General features: G+C 42.0%; 11 protein-coding genes and 1 pseudogene. 7 read left to right on the top strand and 5 right to left on the bottom strand.

Translation table 11 applies throughout. The features are described from left to right. Positions 1 to 17 precede the first annotated feature (17 nt). The 4 genes and pseudogenes from HGR01_RS19650 to tnpA form a co-directional block, all read right to left on the bottom strand. A complete protein-coding gene (locus tag HGR01_RS19650; RefSeq protein WP_045873959.1) occupies positions 18 to 2,471 on the bottom strand; it encodes a filamentous hemagglutinin N-terminal domain-containing protein in 2,454 nt (817 codons plus the stop codon). Positions 2,472 to 2,534: 63 nt separating this feature from the next. Continuing rightward, positions 2,535 to 6,680: a filamentous hemagglutinin N-terminal domain-containing protein gene (locus tag HGR01_RS19645; RefSeq protein WP_045873958.1), complete on the bottom strand. Its 4,146-nt coding sequence runs from the start codon at positions 6,678 to 6,680 to the stop codon at positions 2,535 to 2,537. A gap of 89 nt (positions 6,681 to 6,769) precedes the next feature. After that, complete coding sequence (locus tag HGR01_RS19640; protein WP_045873957.1) at positions 6,770 to 9,217, bottom strand: filamentous hemagglutinin N-terminal domain-containing protein; 2,448 nt, start codon at positions 9,215 to 9,217, stop codon at positions 6,770 to 6,772. Positions 9,218 to 9,445: 228 nt separating this feature from the next. Then, positions 9,446 to 9,841, bottom strand: a pseudogene (tnpA, locus tag HGR01_RS19635) (IS200/IS605 family transposase); the annotation flags it as partial. 126 nt (positions 9,842 to 9,967) lie between these two features. Here tnpA and HGR01_RS19630 point away from each other — a divergent pair. From HGR01_RS19630 to HGR01_RS19615, 4 genes are all read left to right on the top strand, one after another. Then, positions 9,968 to 11,155: an RNA-guided endonuclease InsQ/TnpB family protein gene (locus tag HGR01_RS19630; protein ID WP_045873956.1), complete on the top strand. Its 1,188-nt coding sequence runs from the start codon at positions 9,968 to 9,970 to the stop codon at positions 11,153 to 11,155. A 448-nt stretch (positions 11,156 to 11,603) separates the two neighbouring features. Continuing rightward, positions 11,604 to 12,662, top strand: coding sequence for an ABC transporter substrate-binding protein (locus HGR01_RS19625; protein ID WP_052335409.1), 1,059 nt, complete (start codon positions 11,604 to 11,606; stop codon positions 12,660 to 12,662). Beyond that, complete coding sequence (locus HGR01_RS19620; RefSeq protein WP_045873955.1) at positions 12,659 to 14,395, top strand: sensor histidine kinase; 1,737 nt, start codon at positions 12,659 to 12,661, stop codon at positions 14,393 to 14,395. The genes HGR01_RS19625 and HGR01_RS19620 overlap by 4 nt, the downstream gene beginning before the upstream one ends. A 669-nt stretch (positions 14,396 to 15,064) precedes the next feature. Then, positions 15,065 to 17,704 carry a non-ribosomal peptide synthetase gene (locus HGR01_RS19615; protein WP_052335408.1) on the top strand — a complete coding sequence of 880 codons (2,640 nt, stop codon included), beginning with the start codon at positions 15,065 to 15,067 and terminating at the stop codon, positions 17,702 to 17,704. Here HGR01_RS19615 and HGR01_RS19610 read toward each other — a convergent pair. Continuing rightward, positions 17,701 to 17,847, bottom strand: a complete 147-nt coding sequence (locus HGR01_RS19610; protein ID WP_045868487.1) for a ribbon-helix-helix protein, CopG family — start codon at positions 17,845 to 17,847, stop codon at positions 17,701 to 17,703. The genes HGR01_RS19615 and HGR01_RS19610 overlap by 4 nt on opposite strands. Before the next feature lie 38 nt (positions 17,848 to 17,885). Between HGR01_RS19610 and HGR01_RS19605 the strand changes: the two genes are divergently transcribed. The 3 genes from HGR01_RS19605 to HGR01_RS19595 all read left to right on the top strand — a co-directional run bounded on the left by HGR01_RS19605 (position 17,886) and on the right by HGR01_RS19595 (position 21,901). Beyond that, a complete protein-coding gene (locus tag HGR01_RS19605; protein WP_264263023.1) occupies positions 17,886 to 18,920 on the top strand; it encodes an RNA-guided endonuclease InsQ/TnpB family protein in 1,035 nt (344 codons plus the stop codon). Between the two features lie 41 nt (positions 18,921 to 18,961). Next, positions 18,962 to 20,683: an IS1634 family transposase gene (locus HGR01_RS19600; RefSeq protein ID WP_045871079.1), complete on the top strand. Its 1,722-nt coding sequence runs from the start codon at positions 18,962 to 18,964 to the stop codon at positions 20,681 to 20,683. Positions 20,684 to 20,851: 168 nt separating this feature from the next. Then, positions 20,852 to 21,901, top strand: a complete 1,050-nt coding sequence (locus HGR01_RS19595; protein ID WP_063749850.1) for a thioesterase domain-containing protein — start codon at positions 20,852 to 20,854, stop codon at positions 21,899 to 21,901. The last annotated feature ends 207 nt before the right edge of the window (positions 21,902 to 22,108 follow it).

The following is a 22,108-nucleotide window of genomic DNA, read 5'->3' as shown; positions in this document are numbered from 1 at the left end:
TGTTATGGTGAGTTTTTTCAGCTTTTATGAACAGCCGCACAAGTTAATGATGGTTGCAAATTCACAGAAGATTTATCGGAAATTAATTCAATTTTGCCTTGGGCATTACGTCGCCAAGAGGTAGCTTGGACAAGTGTTGCTGGTGATTTTGGTATTTGTGCTTGTGCTGGTTTTGTGGTGTGGAATGCAGAGATATCGCGCACATCAGACCAAGTGCGATCGCTCCTCACATCTTGATTTGGACTTTGTGGTGTTCCACCGCGACCGGTAGCAATAAAACTACTACCAGTATTATTAGAACAACCACTGGCAATTTGTTGAGATGGATCGGTAAAATTTACTGGCAATTCTACTAAACCAGAATTGGGGTCAACACCAAAATTATTAATATTAACTGTACCATTTACCCCAAATTGAGAACTAGCAGTAATATCACTTGCGCTTGTCAATTGGTTGCTCCCTTGCAATCCGAAAATAGCTTGAGTATTGATGTTAATATTGCCACCACGACCTTGAACAGCATTGGCAATGATATCGCTATTTTCTAATCCCGCGATCGCAGGTGAGTTAATCGACACATTACCACCATTACCTGCACCCTTAGAAGTGGCAGAAACGAAGCTACCATGACGCATCAGCAGGTAATTTTGTAGATTCAAGTGAATATTTCCCCCATTACCAGAGGCTGTTGAGGCAGAGATACTACCTTGGTTGTTCAGAAAAATTGCCTGAGCATTAATCTGTAAATCTCCCGCTTTGCCAGTTCCATCACTTTTCACCGTGATCAATGCACCATCAGTAACCCGTAATGATGGCGTGTTAATCGTCAAAGCACCTGCATCACCAGTGCTAATGTCTTGTTGTCCAAAAATGGCTCGATTAGCAGCGTCGATAATTTCCGCGCTGGAAAGAATACGACTCGATGTAATCGATCCTAATGCGCGACCACTCACCTCAATAAAATCTGAAGCATTAATCGTCACACTTCCTGCTGAACCCTGACCGAGAGTGTTAGATCCCACAAATCCTCCGTCTCGAATAATTAATCTGGATGTATTCACCAGATTGCTATTTGCATTACCCGTCGAACGTGTTGACGAAGCAATTGAACTGGGTACTTGTGAAATAGGGTTATTACCAAGGATTTCGATCTGCTCTGTGGCAATAACCCTTACGCTTCCAGCCTGTCCCGACCCTAGAGTCGAAGAAGAAATAACACTCCCATTCCTAATTCTGAGGTTACTGGTAGAAACAAAAACATCACCTGCATTACTGGATCTAGAGGTGTTTGTTCTAATCGATGTGGGGATAGACGGATTGGCACGGACAAAGCCATTCAAGTCAATCAATCCTTTAACATTGACAGTAATATTCCCACTATCGGCTGTGTTAAATGGCCTATTCCAAATCCCTCCGCCATCTTGTAGAGAAAGTTGATTCGCCTCAATCAAAATATCTCCTGGTAAACCTGTTCCCAAATTATCAATTAGGATCATACTGCCTAGTTTTTGGTCTGAGGTGTTACCTGTTAAATTCAAAGACCCTGTAGCGCGAATAGTAATTCCTTGTGATTGTTCCCCCAGGTTTTGCAGCACGACAGCCGAGCCTGCGCTCAAGTTGATGTTTTTTCCTTGGATTTGAATTGAGCTATTGCTACCACTGGCATCTACGAGAGATTGTTGCCCTAGATCGATATTATTGTATTTCTCGACTTGGGAATAATCTCCTTTCCATCCTGTCATACTGGGATTAAGCCTGACTTCACCCTGTTGCACGCTTCCTACTTCTAGATGTCCACCTCCGTTGGTTGCCACAATCCCACCTGAGAAATTTACCTCATTACCGATTAATGCTAAGGTATTGCCTGCATTAACTTGTAACCCTGTAAGATTCTGAGTGCGATCTAAAGCTGTAAGAACCCCACCTGTTATCCGATGCCCTAAGTCCTCGACAGTAATCCCCCCCGAATTTTGACCCATTTGTAAACCCACAGGTACACTCATTGTCAGCAAAGGTTTACCCGCACTTGGAACAGCACTAAATTCTGCCCCATCAGCAAATTTAATACTATTGGCTGTTGTAGCAATAAAAGAACCACCAATATTTAAGCTGGCATTTGGCCCAAAAATAATCCCTGATGGGTTGAGTAAGAATAAATTAGCGTTACCCTGGGCACTAATTAAACCATCTATGTTGGAAATATTACCACCACTCACCCGACTGAAAATATTTTGAATATCAGTAGGATTGTCAAATGATGCCGAACTACCTGTAGGGATGGAGAACTGACTAAAGCTATGAAATAAATTTTTGCCGACACGAGTCCCCTCAGTAATGTTGTAATTACTACTACCATTTACAACAGTGCCGAGAGTGCCATCGGGTGTGATTTGGGCGTAAACACTATTGTTGCAAACAGCAGAAACAGAGATTGCACTGAGAATCCCAAACCCGACAAAAGTAAATTTCATAGTCCAGTTCTTGTTTTTATGACGTATCTATTGTTCCCAGTCTGCTAAGTTTGGTAACGGTAATTAATTTTGAGTTATAGCAGCACAGGTTAAGGCTGGTTGTATCTGGGTCGGTGATTGATTAGCAACTAACTCAATTTTGCCGTTGGCGTTACGTCGCCAGCCAGTTGCTTGCACAAGAATTTGTGGTGTTGTAGGTATTTGAGCTTGTGCTGGTTTTGTGGTGTGGAACGCAGAGATATCGCGGGTATCAGACCAAGGGCGATCGCCCCAAATCTGCTGCATTGGATTTTGCGGTATTCCACCCCTACCTGTGGCGACAAAACTACTACCACTGGTATCTGCACAACCACTGACAATTTGTTGAGATGGATCAGTCACATTTGCGGGTAGTTGACTTAAGCCAGAATTGGGATTGATGTTAGGTGTGGTGATCTGCACAGTGCCATTCACACCGAATTCGGAACTGGCAGTAATATCGCTGTTGGAAGTTAGTTGGTTGCGGTAATCTAAACCGAGGATGCTATTAGTGGTGATGTTAATGTTGCCCCCACGACCGCGTACAGCGTTAGCAATAATATCACTATTGCCAGAGCCAATGATAAAGGGAGTATTGATGCTAATGTTACCACCATCGCCTGTAGTGCCAGCTTCGGCATTCAGGAGACTGCGATCGCGCATCAGCAAAAAATCAGACAGATTTAACACTAAGTTACCGCCATCACTAGCAACAGTAGAGGTGCTAATTTGAGCATCTTGCTTGAGAATCAGCGTCCGCCCACTCATCTCCACAGTTCCACCATTACCTGTTCCCGTGCTGCGACTGGTAATTTGTGAACCAGTTTGTAAGTTAATGCGATCGCCTGCGGTAATATTTAAGTTACCCGCTTTTCCTGATTGGGATGAGGCGGTGGAAACAATCGCATTGTCAATCAAATCTAAAGTCCCAGTGTTAAATTTCACTGTACCACTGTCACCAACACCTGAAGATTGACTACTAATAGTGCTTTGATTAAGTGCGATCGCCGAAGCTTTAACATCAATTGCGCCTGCATTACCAATACCTGCGGTGTTACTGGAGATGATACTTTGATTGCTGAGTTGTAAAGTGCCTGTATCCAGTGTAATTTCACCACCCTTACCACTACCACTGGTACTGGCTGAGATTGTACCATTGTTAAGTTCTACGGTGTTAGCTGCCTGAAGCTTGATATTTCCCGCATCGCCACTTTCAGATAAGGATTGACTAGTAATGTTGCTTTGATTAAGTGCGATCGCGTTAGCTTTGACATCAATTGCACCGGCATTACCAATACCTGTGGTGTTGCTGGATATAATACTTTGATTATTTAGTCGTAAATTGCCTGTATTGAGTGCAATTTCTCCACCCTTGCCACTACTACTTGTACTGGCTGAGATTGTACCATTGTTAAGTTCTACGGTGTTAGCTGCCTGAAGCTTGATATTTCCCGCATCGCCACTTTCAGATAAGGATTGACTAGTAATGTTGCTTTGATTAAGTGCGATCGCGTTAGCTTTGACATCAATTGCACCGGCATTACCAATACCTGTGGTGTTGCTGGAGATGATACTTTGATTGTTGAGTTGTAAAGTACCTGTATTCAGGGCAATTTCTCCACCCTTGCCACTACCACTGGTACTAGCTGAGATTTTACTATTGTCAAGTTCTACAGTGTTAGGCACATTAAATATAATATCTCCCGCATTGCCACTGGCAGATGTTGAGGAGTTAACAGAACTACCATTGAGGAAGGAGAGGCGATTTGTGGTGACATTGACATCTCCAGCTTGTCCAGTACTTTTTGTAGTGGTGAAAATTTGACTATTATTCAATGTCGTTAAACCAGGACTGGTAAGGGTGACATTACCGGCGGAGTCCCTACCTTTGGTATCGCTTTCAATTAGGGTGTTAGTTAGAGTAAGGTTCCCCGCACTACTAATGTTGACATCACCTGATCGCCCTTTGCCATCAGCCGGAATGTTGATTGTGCCTGTTAATGCGGTTCTGATGGTGATTGGTTTACTTGTTTGGATTGCCAGATCAGCGATCGCCAAATCGCCCTGTCCCAAAATCGACACCATCCCTGCCTCAGCAGCAGAAGATGTTGTTACTACTGTCAATCCAGATATCTGGTTTAGAGCATCTAATCTTACAGAACCACCATTGTTTGCAGTTCCTTGGGGCGCAACGCTAAAACTATACAAGTTACTGCCGTTGCCCAAAATATCCCCGTTTTGTGCAGTCAGGGCGATATCACCACCCTGACCGCTATTCCCTACTGCTGAGTAGGAGAATGAGTTTAAATTGCTCTGGTTAGAGAGGTTGCCATTGATTGCAGTCAGGATGATATCGCCGCCATTACCACTATTACCCGTTAAGGAGTGGGACAGGGATGACAACTCGGCTTGGTTAGAGAGTTTGCCATTGATTGCAGTTAGAGTGATATCGCCGCCTTTGCTACCATTCCTCGCCGTTGATTCCATTCGGCCCTGGCTGGAGAGGTTGCCATTGGTTGCAGTGAGGGCGATATCGCCGCCATTACCACTCTTCCCGAATATTGAGCTGGAAAAAGACAATAAACTGCGCTGGCTGGAGAGGTTGCCATTGGTCGTGGAAAGAATTATCTTGCCGCCATTGCCACTTGTACCATAAAAGGTCAACAGGGATGAAGATGCGCCATTGACAGAAAGATTGCCGTTAGTGGTAGTGAGGGTAATATCGCCGCCATTCCCTCCTTGATTGAGTCCAAATACTGATGAATCTAGACCGCCATTGACAGAAAGATTGCCGTTAGTGGTAGTGAGGGTAATATCGCCGCCACTCCCACTTGTAAGGAATGAAAGAGAAGATGAGTTCACATTGCCATTAATCGAGATATTGCCATTAGCGAACAGCTTGATATCGCCACCATTGCCACTATTCCCAAAATACAACAAAGCCGAGGAATCTAAGTTTCCTGTGACAATATCCCCAGCAGCATTCAGGGTAATTGCACCACCATTTCCCCCTGTTGTATTTGATGTCTTGATACTGCTTACCCTAATACTTCCTGGTGGCAAACCTGCCACTGTCCCCGTCGTGAAGCCTAATTGTGGCAAATTCGATGTCGGTACTGATGCCACCCCTGCCCGCAAAATCGCCGCCGGCTCAGTTGTGAGTATCAGATAATCCGGGTCAGTGCTGGGAACGCTCACATCAGGGCCTGTAATCTCAATATTACCCCCTTCAATACTTCCGGTTGCTTCCACCTTCAATGCCACCCCTGTGTAATCACCAAACACCACATCCCCATTAGCATAAATTATCGGGTCATACAGACTCACAAACTTCCCTGGAGTCCCTGCTAAAGTCTGAAATGAGAGATTACCACCACTGAGGAAATGTGCATCCCCAGAAATATTCCCGTTGCTGATCAAACTCAGATTACCCCCACTCTGAAGTGCGGCTACCGGATGACTCAATGCCAAGATATCAATGCTTTGATTCCCCTGAATTGTTAAGTTTCTCCCGGCTTGGGCGAGAAATGGAGTTGTGGCATTATCCCTAATTTTTACGGTGTCTTGGGCTTTGAGGGTTAAATCTCTCCCTGCTATTAGTTCTCCTTGTAAGTCTAGGCTACCCGCTTCTAGTGTTAAATCTTGTCCGGTAGTGAGGTGAGTTTCGACTCGAATGGGTGCGGAATTCTGCCCCATCTGTAACCCAATTGGTACACTCATGGTTAACAATGGCTTCACACTGGGATTGCTGGCACTAAATTCTACTCCATCGGCAAACTTGATACTATTTGCTGTTGTGCCAACAAAGGAACCGCCAATATTTAAGCTGGCATTGGGCCCAAAAATCATCCCGGATGGGTTGAGTAAGAATAAGTTGGCATTCCCATTAGCTTGAATTAAACCATCAATATGGGAAATGTTACCGCCCGTGACACGGCTAAATATATTTTGGATGTCTGCGGCATTGTCAAATAATGCCGAACTACCTGTAGGGATAGAGAACTGACTAAAGCTATGAAATAAATTGCCGCCTACACGAGTGCCATTGGTGATGGAGTAACTATTACTACCACTGGTTACAACTGTGTTGAGACTGTTATCGGGAATAACTTGGGCGTGGACACTATGATTGTCAACAGCACAGATGCAGATTGCACCCAGAGCGGCAAACCTCACAAAAGTTAATTTCATCAGACTATATATTATATATCTTATATTTTATTCCGTATATATTCTTCCCCTTTGAGTAATGTTTATAACATTCACTATGTTAAGATTAGTTAAATTTGAGGTGTCGCCGCACAGGTTAAAGCTGTTTGTACCTGAGTGGGTGATTGATTGGCAACTAATTCAATTTTGCCGTTGGCGTTACGTCGCCAGCCAGTTGCTTGCACAAGAATTTGTGGTGTTGTAGGTATTTGAGCTTGTGCTGGTTTTGTGGTGTGGAACGCAGAGATATCGCGGGTATCAGACCAAGGGCGATCGCTCCTCAATTCCTGCGTGGGATTTTGCGGTACACCACCCCTACCAGAGGCGACAAAACTACTACCACTGTCTCTAGAACAACCACTGGCAATTTGTTGAGATGAATCGGTAACATTGGCGGGTAATTCTACTAAACCCGAATTGGGGTCAACACCAATGTTGTTCACTTCAACTGTACCATTCACCCCGAACTCGGAACTGGCGGTAATATTATTTTCTGCTGTCAATTGCGAACTGTATTCTAAACCAATAATTCCTTGAGTAGTGATGTTAATATTACCGCCTTTACCTCGAACAGCATTAGCAGTAATATCGCTGTTTTCTAAACCAACAATTATAGGTGCATTGATGTTGATATTACCACCATCGCCAGCACCATCAGCTGTGGCAGTAATCTTACTGCGATCACGCATCAGGATGACATCGCCTACTTGCAAACTAATATCACCACCATTACCTGATTCTGTTTGCGCCTCAATTAAAGCTTGATTTTGCAACTGGATCTGATCAGCAGTAATTTTCAGATTTCCCGCATTCCCAGTACCTTGACCAGTAACTGTGACTGTTCCACCATCTGTGATTGTGAGTTTTGGTGTCGTAATACTGAGACTACCAGCATTCGCTGTGAGGATATCTGACACACCCAATAATTGACTTAATTGTGGACTTAAACGCACAGCAGAAGAATTGATATTACTGTTATTAGCACTACCACGACCACTAATGGCAATCGCCTCACTAGCATTGATTTGGACATTACCGCCATTACCTATAAATAATGCAGATGAACCAATTACTCCACCATTTAATACTTGCAAGTTTCCAGTATCTAATCTCAAATCTTTGGCATTGCCATCAGCAAAGGTAGTTATACTCATATTGCTATACACTCCAAAAGGATTTTCACCCATAACGGTGGTATTTTGGTTGCGAATCATGACCTGACCAGTGGAGCCACTACCAAATGCCAGTGATACTAAGGATGCTCCGCCAAACATGAGTAAATTATTCCCATTCACCAAGATATCTCCAGCCGCTCCTTTTCCAAAAGTGACAGTGTTAATGGCTGTGACTCCAGTGGGATTGAGGGGTGAAAAACCGGATAACTCTATATCTGCGGCTTGAATCTGGATGTTACCACCGTTAGCAGTTCCATAAGTTAAATTACTTATTCCTGAACTTTCTTGCATGATCAACCGGGGAGTAACAATACTGATATTGGCATTGTCTCCTGTTCCCAAGGCATCCGCACGAATCCAAGTGTAAATTTTAGCATCGGGTGTGGTACCAATAAGTGCGATCGCATCTGATGCTTGCACGTTAATATCTCCACTCTTAAGATTGCCGTAATTCTGCGATAAAGTCACCGAACCATCGGTAAATTTGATATTTCTTCCCTGGAGTTGAACCGCACCAGAGTTAAACCCACTCACATCTAATAGTGACTTTTGCGCCAGTTGAATATCAGCAAAACTTTGTCCCTGCTCATATTGCAATTGATAACCCTGAGTAATCGGTGCTAAACTAACTAACCCTGCACCTCCCAGACTCCCTAATTCTATCTGACCCGTTTGGGCACTCAGAGTCGCACCATCCAAACTGATATTACCACCCACCAATGCTAGAGTTTTTCCTGACTGTACTTGTAATTTTGTGGCGCTAGGATAGGGAATTACAGGCGAAAAACTATCGGTTGTATCTAGGCTATGTCCTGTACCTTGGACTTGTATCGGTGCGGGATGATTACCCATTTGCAACCCAATGGGTACAGTCATTGTTAATAATGGTTTAGCGGCAGAATCTACAGCACTAAATTCTGTACCATCAGCAAATTTAATACTATTGGCAGTTGTAGCGATGAAGGAACCACCAATATTTAAGCTGGCATTTGGCCCAAAAATAATCCCTGATGGGTTGAGTAAGAATAAATTAGCACTACCCTTGGCACTAATTAAACCATCTATGTTAGAAATACTACCACCACTCACCCGACTGAAAATATTTTGAATATCAGTAGGATTGTCAAATGATGCCGAACTACCTGTAAGGATAGAGAATTGACTAAAGCTATGAAATAGATTGTTGCCGACTCGAGTCCCCTCAGTGATGCTGTAATTATTGTTACCATTCACAACAGTGCCGAGAGTGCCATCGGATGTGACTTGGGCGTAAACACTATTGTTGCAAACAGCAGATAAGCAAATTGTACTCAGCACAGCAAACCCGACAAATGTTAATTTCATTCACCTATTTCCGATTTTTTGTTCGTTATATCATTGTTCCCAACTTAGTAAATTTGTAACTTTGTTCTCCAGACAGGTGCGGCAGAAATAACACACCGCGTGATCCTGGTTGCGATCGCCAATGTCGAGATCTATGCCTTTGATAATCTCTGTGTCTGCGTAGGTTTTATGGATATCTCTTAAAGCAACTGTTGACCAAAAGAATGGGATACAAGCCCCGTCGTAGAACGACGGCTTTTCTTGATTTATGATGTACTCCTTTAGGATCTCTAATGGCGCACCTCCTACGGACACAGCAAAATAACTGGGACTCCACAAGGCTTCTTTGTGGGGTTTGTTATATCCGGCTTGTCCATATCTGCGACTAGAAACACCTTTCAAAGCGTTAACTATTTGAGAAATAGACAATTTAGGTGGATATTCAATAAGCGCGTGAACATGGTTATCTTCACCGTTGAATTCAATTACTTGAAAATCCATCTTTTCGGCTACTTCTCTAAATGTTTTATCAATTAATTCAAGGCTGTCCTTTATAAATACAGACCTGCGGTATTTGGTAACGCAGACCAAATGAATTTTTAAATCTGTAACGCTATGTCTTTCTCTGCGAAACTGGCTTGTCACTTCTTGTAGACCCTTCCCTACGGGACGCTAACGCGAACGGGTGAGCAGTCGCTACAAGTCGGGGAACCCGCCCAACGCGCTGCTCACCAATGTATAATATTTTCACAGACCAATTGTACATCATTCATGAAAGCCAGATATCAATTCCGTTTCTACCCAACAGACCAACAGCAACAGCTTTTAGCTCAGTTGTTTGGTTGTGTTCGCGTAGTCTGGAATGATGCTCTAGCTATTTGCAAGCAGTCAGAAAAACTGCCCAGTAACAACGACTTGCAAAAGTTAGTGATTACACAAGCTAAAAAGACTGATGAGCGTTCATGGTTGTCTGATGTTTCTAATATCCCATTACAACAATCTGTTGCTGATTTAGGAGTTGCCTACAAGAATTTTTTTGATTCCCTTAAAGGTAAGCGCAAGGGTAAAAAGGTAGGTAGTCCTAAATTCAAAAAGAAGACTCAGAGGCAATCAGCGCGATTTAGAATTGGTGGGTTTTCAGTCAAAGGAGAAGAAGTATATTTAGCCAAAATTGGCAATGTCAAACCTCTAAAGTCAAGACAATTACCATCTGCACCAAGTAGCGTGACTGTTATTAAAGATTGCGCTAACCGCTATTTTCTCAGCTTTGTTGTAGAGATAGAACCTGTTCAATCCGATGCCAAAAACCAAAGCATTGGTATTGATTTAGGAATCAAAACTTTTGCCGTTATGAGTAATGGGGAGAAAGCAATAAGCCCCGACTACTCAAAGAAAGACCGCAAAATTCGTAAACTACAACGCAAGCTGGCAAGGCAGCAAAAAGGTTCCAAGCGTCGTGAAGTCACTAGGTTGAAGATTGCAAAGCAACACAACCAAATTGCAGATACCCGTAAAGACTTCTTGCACAAACTATCAACCAAAGTAGTTAGTGAAAACCAAGCTATTATTTTGGAAGATTTGAATGTGTCAGGGATGGTTAAAAACCGCAAGTTAGCAAGAGTGATTAGCTTGCAAGGTTGGCGAGAATTTCGGGTATTTTGTGAGGCTAAATCCGAAAAGCTTAATCGGGACTTTAGAGTAATTAGCAGATGGGAACCTACTAGCCAAACCTGCTCTTGTTGTGGGTATCGCTGGGGCAAGATTGATTTGTCTGTTCGTTCAGTGCTGTGCTTGAACTGCAATACTGAACACGACAGAGATGAGAACGCATCCCAAAATATAAAAATGGTCGGCATGGGGCATCGGCACGACCTAAAACGGACGGGGAGCGACTGTCAGACTACTTCGGTAGCTAGTTGCTGTGAGCCGTCAAGAATCACCGCACCTTCAGGTCGGTGAGTATGTCAAATAAGATGTTTTCATTAGGGTTTTATTTTTTTCACTATGGCAAGTTATGCAGGGGTTGTTGGGCCGCCAAATATGCTGGCTTACGGTGCTTCTAAGTTTGTGGTGATTGGCATGAAGTAAGTAGTTACACAAAATTAATTACACAATGTCATTGCGAATGTAGCGTTCGCGTAGCGTCCCGTTCGCGTAGCGTCTCCGTCAGGAGAAGGGAAGCGAAATGAAGCAATCGCAAGGGCTGAGATTGCTTCTCTTCGAGACGCTACGCGAACGCTTCGCTCGCAATGACTGTAAATATTTTTGTTTAGGTACTTAGTGATGCATCTATCCGATCACGTCGGTTCCCAAGCCTATCCGCGCATGAACGCAAACGTTATGTCTACTAAATTTTTGGGAATCATTGTTTTTAAGTAAAGTTTTCCCAGATAAGGATTTGTAGGTCATGAAAGTTGCTCAAATTATTGGCAAATTGGGTATCTGGTGGAAGCAAAAGCTGAGGTTAGGTATCAAGCCTACCTTGTTGTGTTTGTTTATAATCACCTTTTGCCTTACCTTTGTGAGCAGTGGCTGTAGTCTTGGACAAAACCAATCTTTTAAACCGCTGCGGATTGGAATTACAAGCTGGGCAGGGTTTGATATTGTACGCTATGCTCAACCATCTGGAATCTTCAAACAGCGAGGGCTAGAAGTTGAGTTAGTGCAATTTGATAACCAGCAAGATTCCAGTCGGGCTGTACTCCGAGGTGGACTAGATGCAGCATTTGTTTCTTTCTGGGATGTGATGCAAGTTGACCCCGGTAACGATCAGCCTGTGGTATTAATGACAACAAATATCTCTGCAGGAGCAGACGGAATTGTTGCCCATCCAGAAATTAAATCCGTCGCAGATTTGCGCGGTAAAAAAGTCGGCGCAAAGCTAGGAACTGTCAACCATTTAATTTTGCTGGAAGCCTTGAAAGCCAATCAAATCAAGCCTGCTGAAGTTGAGATTCGAGATTTTTCCAATGATGTAGCCGCCGAGAAAATCAGAAAAGGTGAAATTGATGCGGCTGTGCTGTGGGAACCAATGCTAGGAGAAACTGCCAAGAGCATTAAGGGGAATGTGATTCACACTACAAAGCAAGTAGACAGTCTGGTGATTGATATTTTGATGTCCAGTAACAGTGGAATGAAAAAGAAAAAAGCAGAACTCAAGGAATTTATGCTAGCGTGGTTTGACGTGATGCACGCCGTAGAAACGCAGCCCACAAAAGTATTTGAAACTGTAGCAGAAAAACTAGGGCAAAGTGGTAAGTCTTTTGCCAGTGATTATGCTGGGTTAAAAAAAGGGGATATTAGTTTAAATCGACGGATGTTTGCCGCAGACGGTCGGCTCAATCAGGCAAAGGTAGAAATTGTGCGATTGTTGCAAGCAGATCCGCGTCATGGTCGAGTGATTCGGCAAGATGTAGACATTAATGCTGCACTTGTCAATGAAGCCATGACAGGATGGAAGTTATGAGCCAGCTATCTAAAAATCACTTATCCCACCAACTACTGATGGGTTTTGGACTTTCTTTAGCCACAGTTGGCTTAACTACATTGGGATTAAACTACTTGTTGATTCAATCAAAGCTCGAGCAGGAACTACAACAACGTGCTCAATCGATTACCCAGGGAGTTGGGTTTTCCACAGAAGGATTAATCGAACTGGGAAATACGAGCATTATCAAGCGAGTGGTACAAAACTATGCCACACTGCCAACAGTGATAGAAGTTGCGATCGTCAGTCCAAATGGACAAACCATAGCAAAGAGTGGAGCAGAACTACAAAACCCACCTTATGCTTCAATTCACCCAGAATTGGCTGATGTGCTCAAACAGTCTTCTCAAACAGGTTTAGAAGGAAGTTTCAGAATCACGATAGATGGTAAGCCAGCATTAGTTGAAATTTTGCCCTTTAGCAGCACATTATTTGGTCAGGTAAATCAACGCGGGTTAGCGATCGCTATTCTAGATGTCAAAGAACTACAACAGCAAGCTTGGCAAACTCTCTCTCGCTCTACCATTATCCTACTCATTGGCATGTCAGCAATTCTCGTGCTGATGACAATCATCATTCAGCGATTTGTGTTACATCCACTCCAACGTTTGAATAAAGCTGTTACTGATAGTCACAGCATTGACCATTTTGTTATGCCCAGTGGATTGCCAAATAACGAAATCCAATTTCTTGCTCAGACAATTCAACAAGCGGCTACAAGAGTAGAAGCTTATCAGCAACTTGAACAAGAAGTGGCGCAGCGAAAGCAAGTCCAAGCCGCTTTACTGGAGTCAGAAGCACAGCTACGGCAAAAAGCCCAAGATTTGGAGAAAGCCATCCAAGAATTGCAGCAGGCTCAAATGCAAATCATTCAAAGTGAAAAAATGTCTGCTTTAGGCAATTTGGTTGCGGGTGTGGCTCATGAAATTAACAATCCAGTTTGCTTTATTCACGGCAATCTCACCTATGTTCACAGCTACATTCAGGATTTATTACAATTAATCGACCTTTACCAACAACAATATCCTGATTCTACAGAAACAATCCAGACAGCAATGGAAGTTATAGACCTAGAATTTCTTAAACAAGACTTTCCCAAACTACTCAGTTCTATGAAAGTAGGAACAGAACGCATTCAGGGAATTGTGCAATCTCTACGTAACTTCTCGCGTCTGGATGAAGCTGAGTTTAAAGCAGTAAATGTGCATGAGGGCATTGAAAGTACGTTGCTGATTCTGCAAAACCGCCTCAAGGTACAAACAGACTCTGGCAAAATTGAAGTAATTAAAGATTACGGTCAGTTACCCTTGGTTGAATGTTACCCAGGTCAACTAAATCAGGTTTTCATGAATATTTTATCCAATGCGATCGATGCTTTAGAAGAGTTGACATTCAATCAACAACCTTGCACTGATCAAAAATTACAACAAAAAACTCATCCTCAAATTTGTATTTTTACACAAGTATTGGCAGATAAAACTATCTCAATTCACATTAGTGATAACGGCTCAGGGATGGATGAAAAAGTAAAAGCAAAGTTATTTGACCCCTTCTTTACTACCAAACCAGTAGGAAAAGGCACAGGCTTAGGCTTATCCATTAGTTATCAAATTGTGGTGGGCAATCACAGGGGCAAACTGTACTGTCATTCTGTAGAAGAACAAGGAACCGAATTTGTCATCAAAATTCCTATTAACTCAGTCAGGTTGTAACTATTTGTCATAGGATTTATGAGGATTGGCTGCTATATTTAGAACTTGATTTTTCAATGCTTTCGTGATTGCATACCATCTTTATTCTCATTTTACACCCAATCACATTGGTGATTTATTTTTTGAGAATTGTGAGCGCTTCAATAGTTTGGCATCAAACCTCACTGATTGGGGAACATTAGAAAAAATTCCACCCTCTTAGGGACTTACAACTAAAAAAATATTCCATCGCTTTCTTGGCAGGCTTCAGAGTGCGGAGTGCAGGGGGGATAAAGAAAATATTCTCGGAGTATATGGGATAATTTATTTTCTGGAAGTCTCTTACGCCAAAAAGAATATTCCTTTAGTTAGAATCATAAAATCAAGGGATATCATAAGATAATTTTCTGTCTGCTATGGTTTTAAGAGCTAAAACTTTTACAGACTCAAGATAACTGCTGATTTCAAAACTTAAAGGTTAAATATTTCAAAGAATAAGTTTGGAGATTTCTAAACTTATTAGTTTGCTTTGGTGAAATAAAAGTATAGTTATTCCCACACTGGTGAGGTACAGCAAAAAAGAATTAACCTCTGATAGAAGAGGATGGATGTAAATAAATATGTACCGCAACAGACTAGGAAACCCTATATGTAAATAGAAACAATAATTGATAGTAGTAAATTAATATTATGATATTAAATTCTCTAAGCAATACTAATATAATACTAGAGCTAAGTAATGCTTTCGATAACATTCACTGGGCAGTCCGCTTCAGAGGTAACCTCAAAATAGAGATTCTGCAACAGGCTTTGAATGCGATCGCATCTCGTCATCAACAACTGCGATCGCATTTCAGTTCTCAAGATGCACAGTTAGTAGAACTGATAGTGTCAACAACTGAATCTGAAGCAGAAGTACAACGGCTGCTGCAACAAGAAAGCCAACGTTCCTTCGATTTAGCATCAGGCTTGATGTTGCGAGCTTGTTTATTGCAGCTAGCGCCACCAGAGCAAATCTTATTGTTGGTTACCCATCCCCAGCACTCTTGGCAAATGGATATTTTTTGGCAAGAGTTAGTACGGATGTATCAAGATTTTCTAGAAGGCAAACCTCACCCATTATCTATTCAAGATGATGATTATACTGTTGGGCAAGAGCAACTCAACTATTGGCAACAGCAGCTTGCTCTTGCGCCGCCAGTACTGGAATTACCAACAGACTGTCCTCGTCCACCAGTGCAGAGAGATAGAGGTGCAGAGCAATCTTTTACCCTCTCTCAGGATTTAAGCCAAGCATTGCAAACGCTTTCACAGCAAGAAGGTGTGACATTATTTATAACTTTGTTGGCAGCATTCCAGACTCTTTTGTATCGCTATAGCCGACAAGAAGATATCTTAGTTGGTTCTGCGATCGCCAAACGCAACCATCAAGAAATGGATGGGTTAATTGGCTTTTTTGTCAATATCCTAGTCATGCGTACCGATATGTCTGGTAATCCTAGTTTTCGGGAATTGCTCCAGAGAGTGCGACAGGTAGTATTTAGTGCTGATGCACATCAAGATTTACCCTTTAAGACACTGGTTGAACAACTGCAAATAGAGCGTTCATTAAGCTATCATCCCTTATTCCAGGTGATGTTTATCCTGCAAGATACTTCTTACCAAGATTTGCAGTTACCAGGATTAAACAAGGCAGCATTGGATCTCACCTTGGAGATGTTAGAAACATCCACAGGTATCAAAGGCAAGATCCAATACAATACTGATTTGTTTGACGCTGCCACCATCACGCGGATGATTGAGCATTTTCAAACCTTGTTGGTAGGGATTGTGACTCACCCAGATCAAAATATCGCTACATTACCACTACTAACAGCTAGCGAACAGCATCAACTTTTGTGGCAATGGAATGATACTCAAGTTGACTATCCCCAACAATGTATTCATCGACTTTTTGAGCAACAGGTAGAACGCACACCCGATGCAGTAGCAATAGTATTCCATCATCAACAATTGACCTATCGGCAATTGAATCAACGGGCAAATCAACTCGCACACCATTTACAAAGCTTGGGTGTAGTCCCCGAAGTCCTTGTAGGTATCTGTGTTGAGCGTTCTATAGAAATGATTGTGGGAATGTTGGCTGTTCTCAAAGCTGGTGGTGCTTATGTGCCATTAGATCCTGCTTACCCTCAAGAACGGTTGGCATTCATGATGTCCGATGCCCAATTGCAGATTGTGCTGACTCAAGAACAGCTATTAACTCTTTTGCCTGAGCATCAAGCAACTGTAATTTGTTTGGATACAGACTGGAAAGAAATATCTCAATATCCACAGTCCGAGCCTGTAAGTAACGTGCAGGTAAGTAACTTAGCCTATATTATTTATACCTCTGGTTCTACAGGTAAACCCAAAGGTGTACTAGTGACCCATAAGGGACTATGTAGTTTAGCTTTGGCACAAATTAAAAAATTTGATGTTCAGCCAACCAGCAGAATTCTGCAATTTGCTTCCTTTAGCTTTGATGCTTCGATTGCAGACATCTTGATGGCATTGTGTTCTGGTGCAAAGCTATGTCTGGCCAAAAAAGAGGCATTACTCCCAGGTAGTGATTTGATGCAAACCATCAATGAGTATCAAATTACTCACGTAGCTCTACCTCCTTCCGCATTAGCTGCCATGTCAAATCAGTCGCTTCCTAGCTTGCAAGCCATAATTGTCGCTGGAGAAGCCTGTGCAACTGAGTTAGCAGCCCAATGGTCTAGGAAAGTACGCTTTTTCAATGCTTACGGCCCAACAGAATCCACTGTCTGCGCCACAATGGCCGAATATACTGATGCTAGCCAAAAGCTGACTATTGGTCGTCCCATTGCCAATAGCTGTGTTTATATTCTCGATTCTCATCTGCAACCTGTACCGATTGGTGTAGCAGGAGAGGTACATATTGGTGGTATTGGTTTAGCGCGAGGTTATCTCAACCGTCCAGAACTAACTCTAGAGAAATTTATACCTAATCCATTTAGTAGCGAAGCGGTCAGTCGTCTGTATAAAACTGGAGATTTAGCACGGTACTTACCAGATGGAAACATAGAATTTTTAGGAAGGATTGACCATCAGGTAAAAATTCGTGGCTTCCGGATTGAATTGGGAGAAATAGAAGCTGCAATAACTCAACATTCCCTGGTTCAACAAGCAGTAGTCACTGTGCGCGAAGATATTCCTGGTGACAAGCGCCTTGTCGCATATATCGTTACTAAGTCCCAGCCTGCACCAACCACAAGCGAATGGCGGAGCTTCCTCAAGCAGAGCTTACCAAAAAATTGGGTCTAAAGCCCCGTGCTTCTAGCACGGCTTTTCTTCAACTTCCGGATCATCTCTCTAAGTACGTCATTTTGAGTGCGATCTGTTTCTTCGCAGTATTTCAAAAGCGTTTCATACTCTTCATTAGAGCATCGAACTGTTAATTTCTTCATGCCGTCATATTGCCGTCGTTTTATGGTATAATACTAGCATGAAAACACTGAAGTTTAAATTGTACGAACACAAAAGGAATAGACACCTCAAGCGCACAATCAACGCTGCTGGAGTGATTTATAACCATTGCATTGCTCTACATAAAAGGTATTACCGGATGTTTGGCAAGCATTTAAACTGTGCAAAACTTCAGGCTCATATCGCCAAATTAAGAAAGCGTAATTCTTTTTGGCAATCAGTAGGTTCTCAAGCAGCACAAGATATTTGTCAACGCATTGAGAAAGCTTACCAATTGTTTTTCAAACACAATAACAAAGGAGTAAGACCACCAGGATTTAAGAAGGTCAAGAAATACAAATCGTTCACCCTTAAGCAGGCAGGTTATAAGTTTTTGGGTGGAAATAGGGTAAAAATTGGTAGTCGAGTTTACCAGTTTTGGAAGTCCAGAGAAATTGAGGGAACAGTCAAAACCCTAACTATTAAACGCACCCCGTTAGGTGAGTTATTTATGGTTTTGGTTGTTGATGAGGGTAGCTCAGAAGTTGAAGTTAAGACGGGTAAAATCGCTGGCTTTGATTTTGGGTTAAAGACATTCCTCACTTGCTCAGACGGCACTAAAATTGAATCGCCCCAATTTTTCAAGCAATCCCTAAGCGCCATTAAAAAAGCAAGTTCGCGGCATTCCAAAAAGCTAAAAGGCTCATCTAACAGAGAACGAGCCAGAAAGAATTTAGTACGCAAGCATGAAGATATTTCCAACCGTCGGCGTGATTGGTTCTGGAAATTAGCTCATGAGCTAACAGATAGGTTCGATATTCTCTGTTTTGAGACTTTAAATCTCAAAGGAATGCAACGTCTTTGGGGCAGGCAAATATCAGACTTAGCGTTTGGTGAGTTTCTGCAAATCCTAGAATGGGTTGCCAAGAAGAAGAATAAACTGGTTGTCTTTATCGACCAGTGGTATCCAAGTAGCAAGACATGCTCTAATTGTAAACATATTCTAGAAAGTCTTGATTTGTCACTCCCGGTTCGCTCATTTTTTTCTGAGTTAGCCAAAAAAGTATACCTCTAGATATATTCCAAAAAGAACTAAGTAGGTATAAGTTCGGGTTTATGGAATTTGAACCCAGAATTACAAACGAACGAGTTGATGATATACCCCTACTGCTAACACAACTGGAGCAGATGGGAGTAGAACAACTAATCGATAAACATTTTCCATGTCACGGAAACTGGCAAGGATTAAATCTAGGTAGTGTGGTGGTAATATGGTTAACACACATATTATCGCAAGCAGATCACCGTTTGAACCACGTTCAAGGTTGGGTGAGTAAGCGGTTAGAAACGTTAAAAAGCTTTACGGAAGAATCTTTACGCTCGCTCGATTTGGCAGATGACCGTTTGCAAGCAGTATTACGTTACCTATCTATAGATGCAAACTGGTTTTCATTTGAGTCGGAACTAGGAAGTAGTTTGCTACGGGTGTACGATATTATCCCAGAACAGGTACGTTTAGATAGTACAACGGCTTCAAGTCATTGTGGAGTTAACCCAGAAGGCTTATTTCAATGGGGTCATAGCAAAGACAATCGTCCGGATTTGGCGCAAGTGAAAATAATGCTATCGACATTAGACCCATTAGGAATGCCAATAGCGACGGAAATATTGTCAGGAGAAAAAGCAGATGACCCATTATATATTCCAGCAATAGATAAAGTACGTTCAACAATAAAAAAGTCAGAATTGTTATATATTGGTGACTGTAAAATGTCATCAATAAAGACAAGAACTCATATAGTATTGGGCGGAGATTTTTACTTATGTCCTTTAACAGCCAAGCAAGTATCTAACGAAGAACTAAGCAAATATCTCCAACCAGTTTGGGATGGTCAACAAGAACTAACAATTATAGATTACGAATATGCAGATGCCAAAACCAAAAATATAGCGGATGGCTTTGAAATAGAGATTATCCATGAAATAGAGATTGATGGGCAAGAAATCTCTTGGTCGGAAAGACAATTAATTGTGCGCTCATTTGCGATTCAAAAAACAGCAGAAAAACATCTACGTGAACGAATACAGAAAACAGTAGATGCTCTAGAAAAACTTAAAGTGCCTCGACGTGGCAAGAAAAAGCTCACTTCACACTTTGAATGGTTAGAAACATGTGAAGCTATTTTCAACAGATATCAAACAAGTGGATTATTTCAAGTTGACATTCAAACAAAAAGAGTTAAAAAAGTTCAAAAAAGATACCGAGACCGCAAAGCTAGAATAGTAGAAGAACTATGGTTTGACATGAGTTTTAAGATTGACGATTCCGCAGTTCAACACCAAATTCAAATGTTAGGCTGGCGGGTTTACGTTACAAATAAAAATCCAAATGAATTTGGTTTAAAACAAGCAGTTCGTGCCTATAGAGATGAGTACTTAATGGAACGAGGATTTGCGAGGCTGAAAAACTTTCCTCTTTCATTGACTCCGATATATTTACAACGTGAAGACCATATTACTGGTTTAATAAGACTACTGTCTATTGGTTTGCGAGTTTTAAACCTTTTAGAATTCCAGGTTCGCCACAATCTAGAAAAAGAGAAAGAAAAACTTGCGGGTCTTTATGTTGGCAATCCGAAGCGCGAAACTACAAGACCTAGCGCAGAAATAATTCTGGCTGCATTTAAAGAGATTACACTGCTGTTGATTGAGGTGAAAAACGAAATTTATGCTCACTTGACCGCTCTTTCACCTTTGCAGAAGCGTATTCTTGCTTTACTGGGCTTTTCCATCAGTATTTACACTCAACTTGATGGTCAATCTTTTACTCCTGAGTAGTCTTTCTTCTAACTTCCAAAAAAATGGGCGAACTGGGAGTTACTAGACACCTTACCTCTGACCCCAAACGGTAAAGTAGACCGCCGTGCCCTCAAAGCACCGGAATTATCTAGACAGGAACCAGAAGCCACCTTTATTGCACCTCGCAATCAACTAGAAAGTCAGCTTGTGCAGATTTGGCAACAAGTTTTAGGTGCTGAGTCTATTGGCGTTAGAGATAATTTCTTTGAGCTAGGAGGACACTCACTATTAGCAGTCAAACTGTTTTGGCAAATTGAGCAGACATTGGGTAAACATTTACCTTTAGCGAGTCTTTTCCAATCAGCAACCATTGAAGGTTTAACTCAAATAATTAGCCCAGAAGAAAATCACCAACAGGAAAAATCATCGGCTACTCACTCATCCCTCATAGCAATTAAACCCAGTGGTTCTAAACCACCTCTATTCTTAACTCATGCAATTTGGGGTAATGTCCTCTTCTATCGAGATTTAGCCTGTTATTTAGATGCAGAACAACCAGTTTATGGTCTACAAGCACAGGGAATTAATCCACAACAAACCCCGGTAACTTCCCTACAGAAAATGGCTGCTAACTACATTCGAGAAATTCGTCATATTCAACCACAAGGTCCCTATTATCTCGGTGGCTTTTCTTTAGGCGGTCTCATAACTTTTGAAATTGCCCAACAACTGCGAGCACAGGGCGAAAAAATTGCTTTGCTGGCTATATTTGATATGTCAGCGCCAGGTTATGCTAGACCAACTGCCAAATCAAGTAACTCTCTATTGCACCATGCCCGTAATTTGTTGAGTATGAATATTCAAGAACAAATAAATTATGTGTGGGCCAGGGTAGCTTGGCATTTAGAACTAGGAAAAGCGAGCGGGTTAAATAGGTTTTACCTGCGTTATATTAAACGCTCACTCGCAGAACTGCGACTTTTAGATGTAGCTTTGGCTAACGATCAGGCTCGTAAGAATTATGTCCCATCAATCTATCCTGACAAATTGACTCTTTTACGAACTACCGAGCAAAGTTTAGAGTCAGATACTGACCCCGAATGGGGCTGGGGTAAGGTAGTTGCTGGTGGTGTGGAAATTCATTACCTTCCTGGTGTTCACACTTCTGTCATGCATGAGCCTCATGTACGAGTAGTTGCGGAAAAATTGCGTAATTGCTTAGAAAAAGTTGTTGTGAAACGCATAAATACGTTATGAATTTGCGGTTGCAACCATTGAATATTCTGTCTAAATTGCAATATATTTCAGTTAAAAAAATAAATTGACAACAAAACAATAATTTTGGAGGGAGTTTGGGGGACGCAACCGTCCCCCAATCGGGGGTTTGGGGGAGAATCCCCCAATTGAGTTAGCTGTTTCCCCAAGTGACAAATCAATCACTAATGATTTTATCTGAACTCTATT

This window comes from Tolypothrix sp. PCC 7712 (genome assembly GCF_025860405.1).
GTDB lineage: Bacteria > Cyanobacteriota > Cyanobacteriia > Cyanobacteriales > Nostocaceae > Aulosira > Aulosira diplosiphon.
Note: the sequence above shows the minus strand (reverse complement) of the source record. Positions and strands in the feature narration are given on the sequence as shown.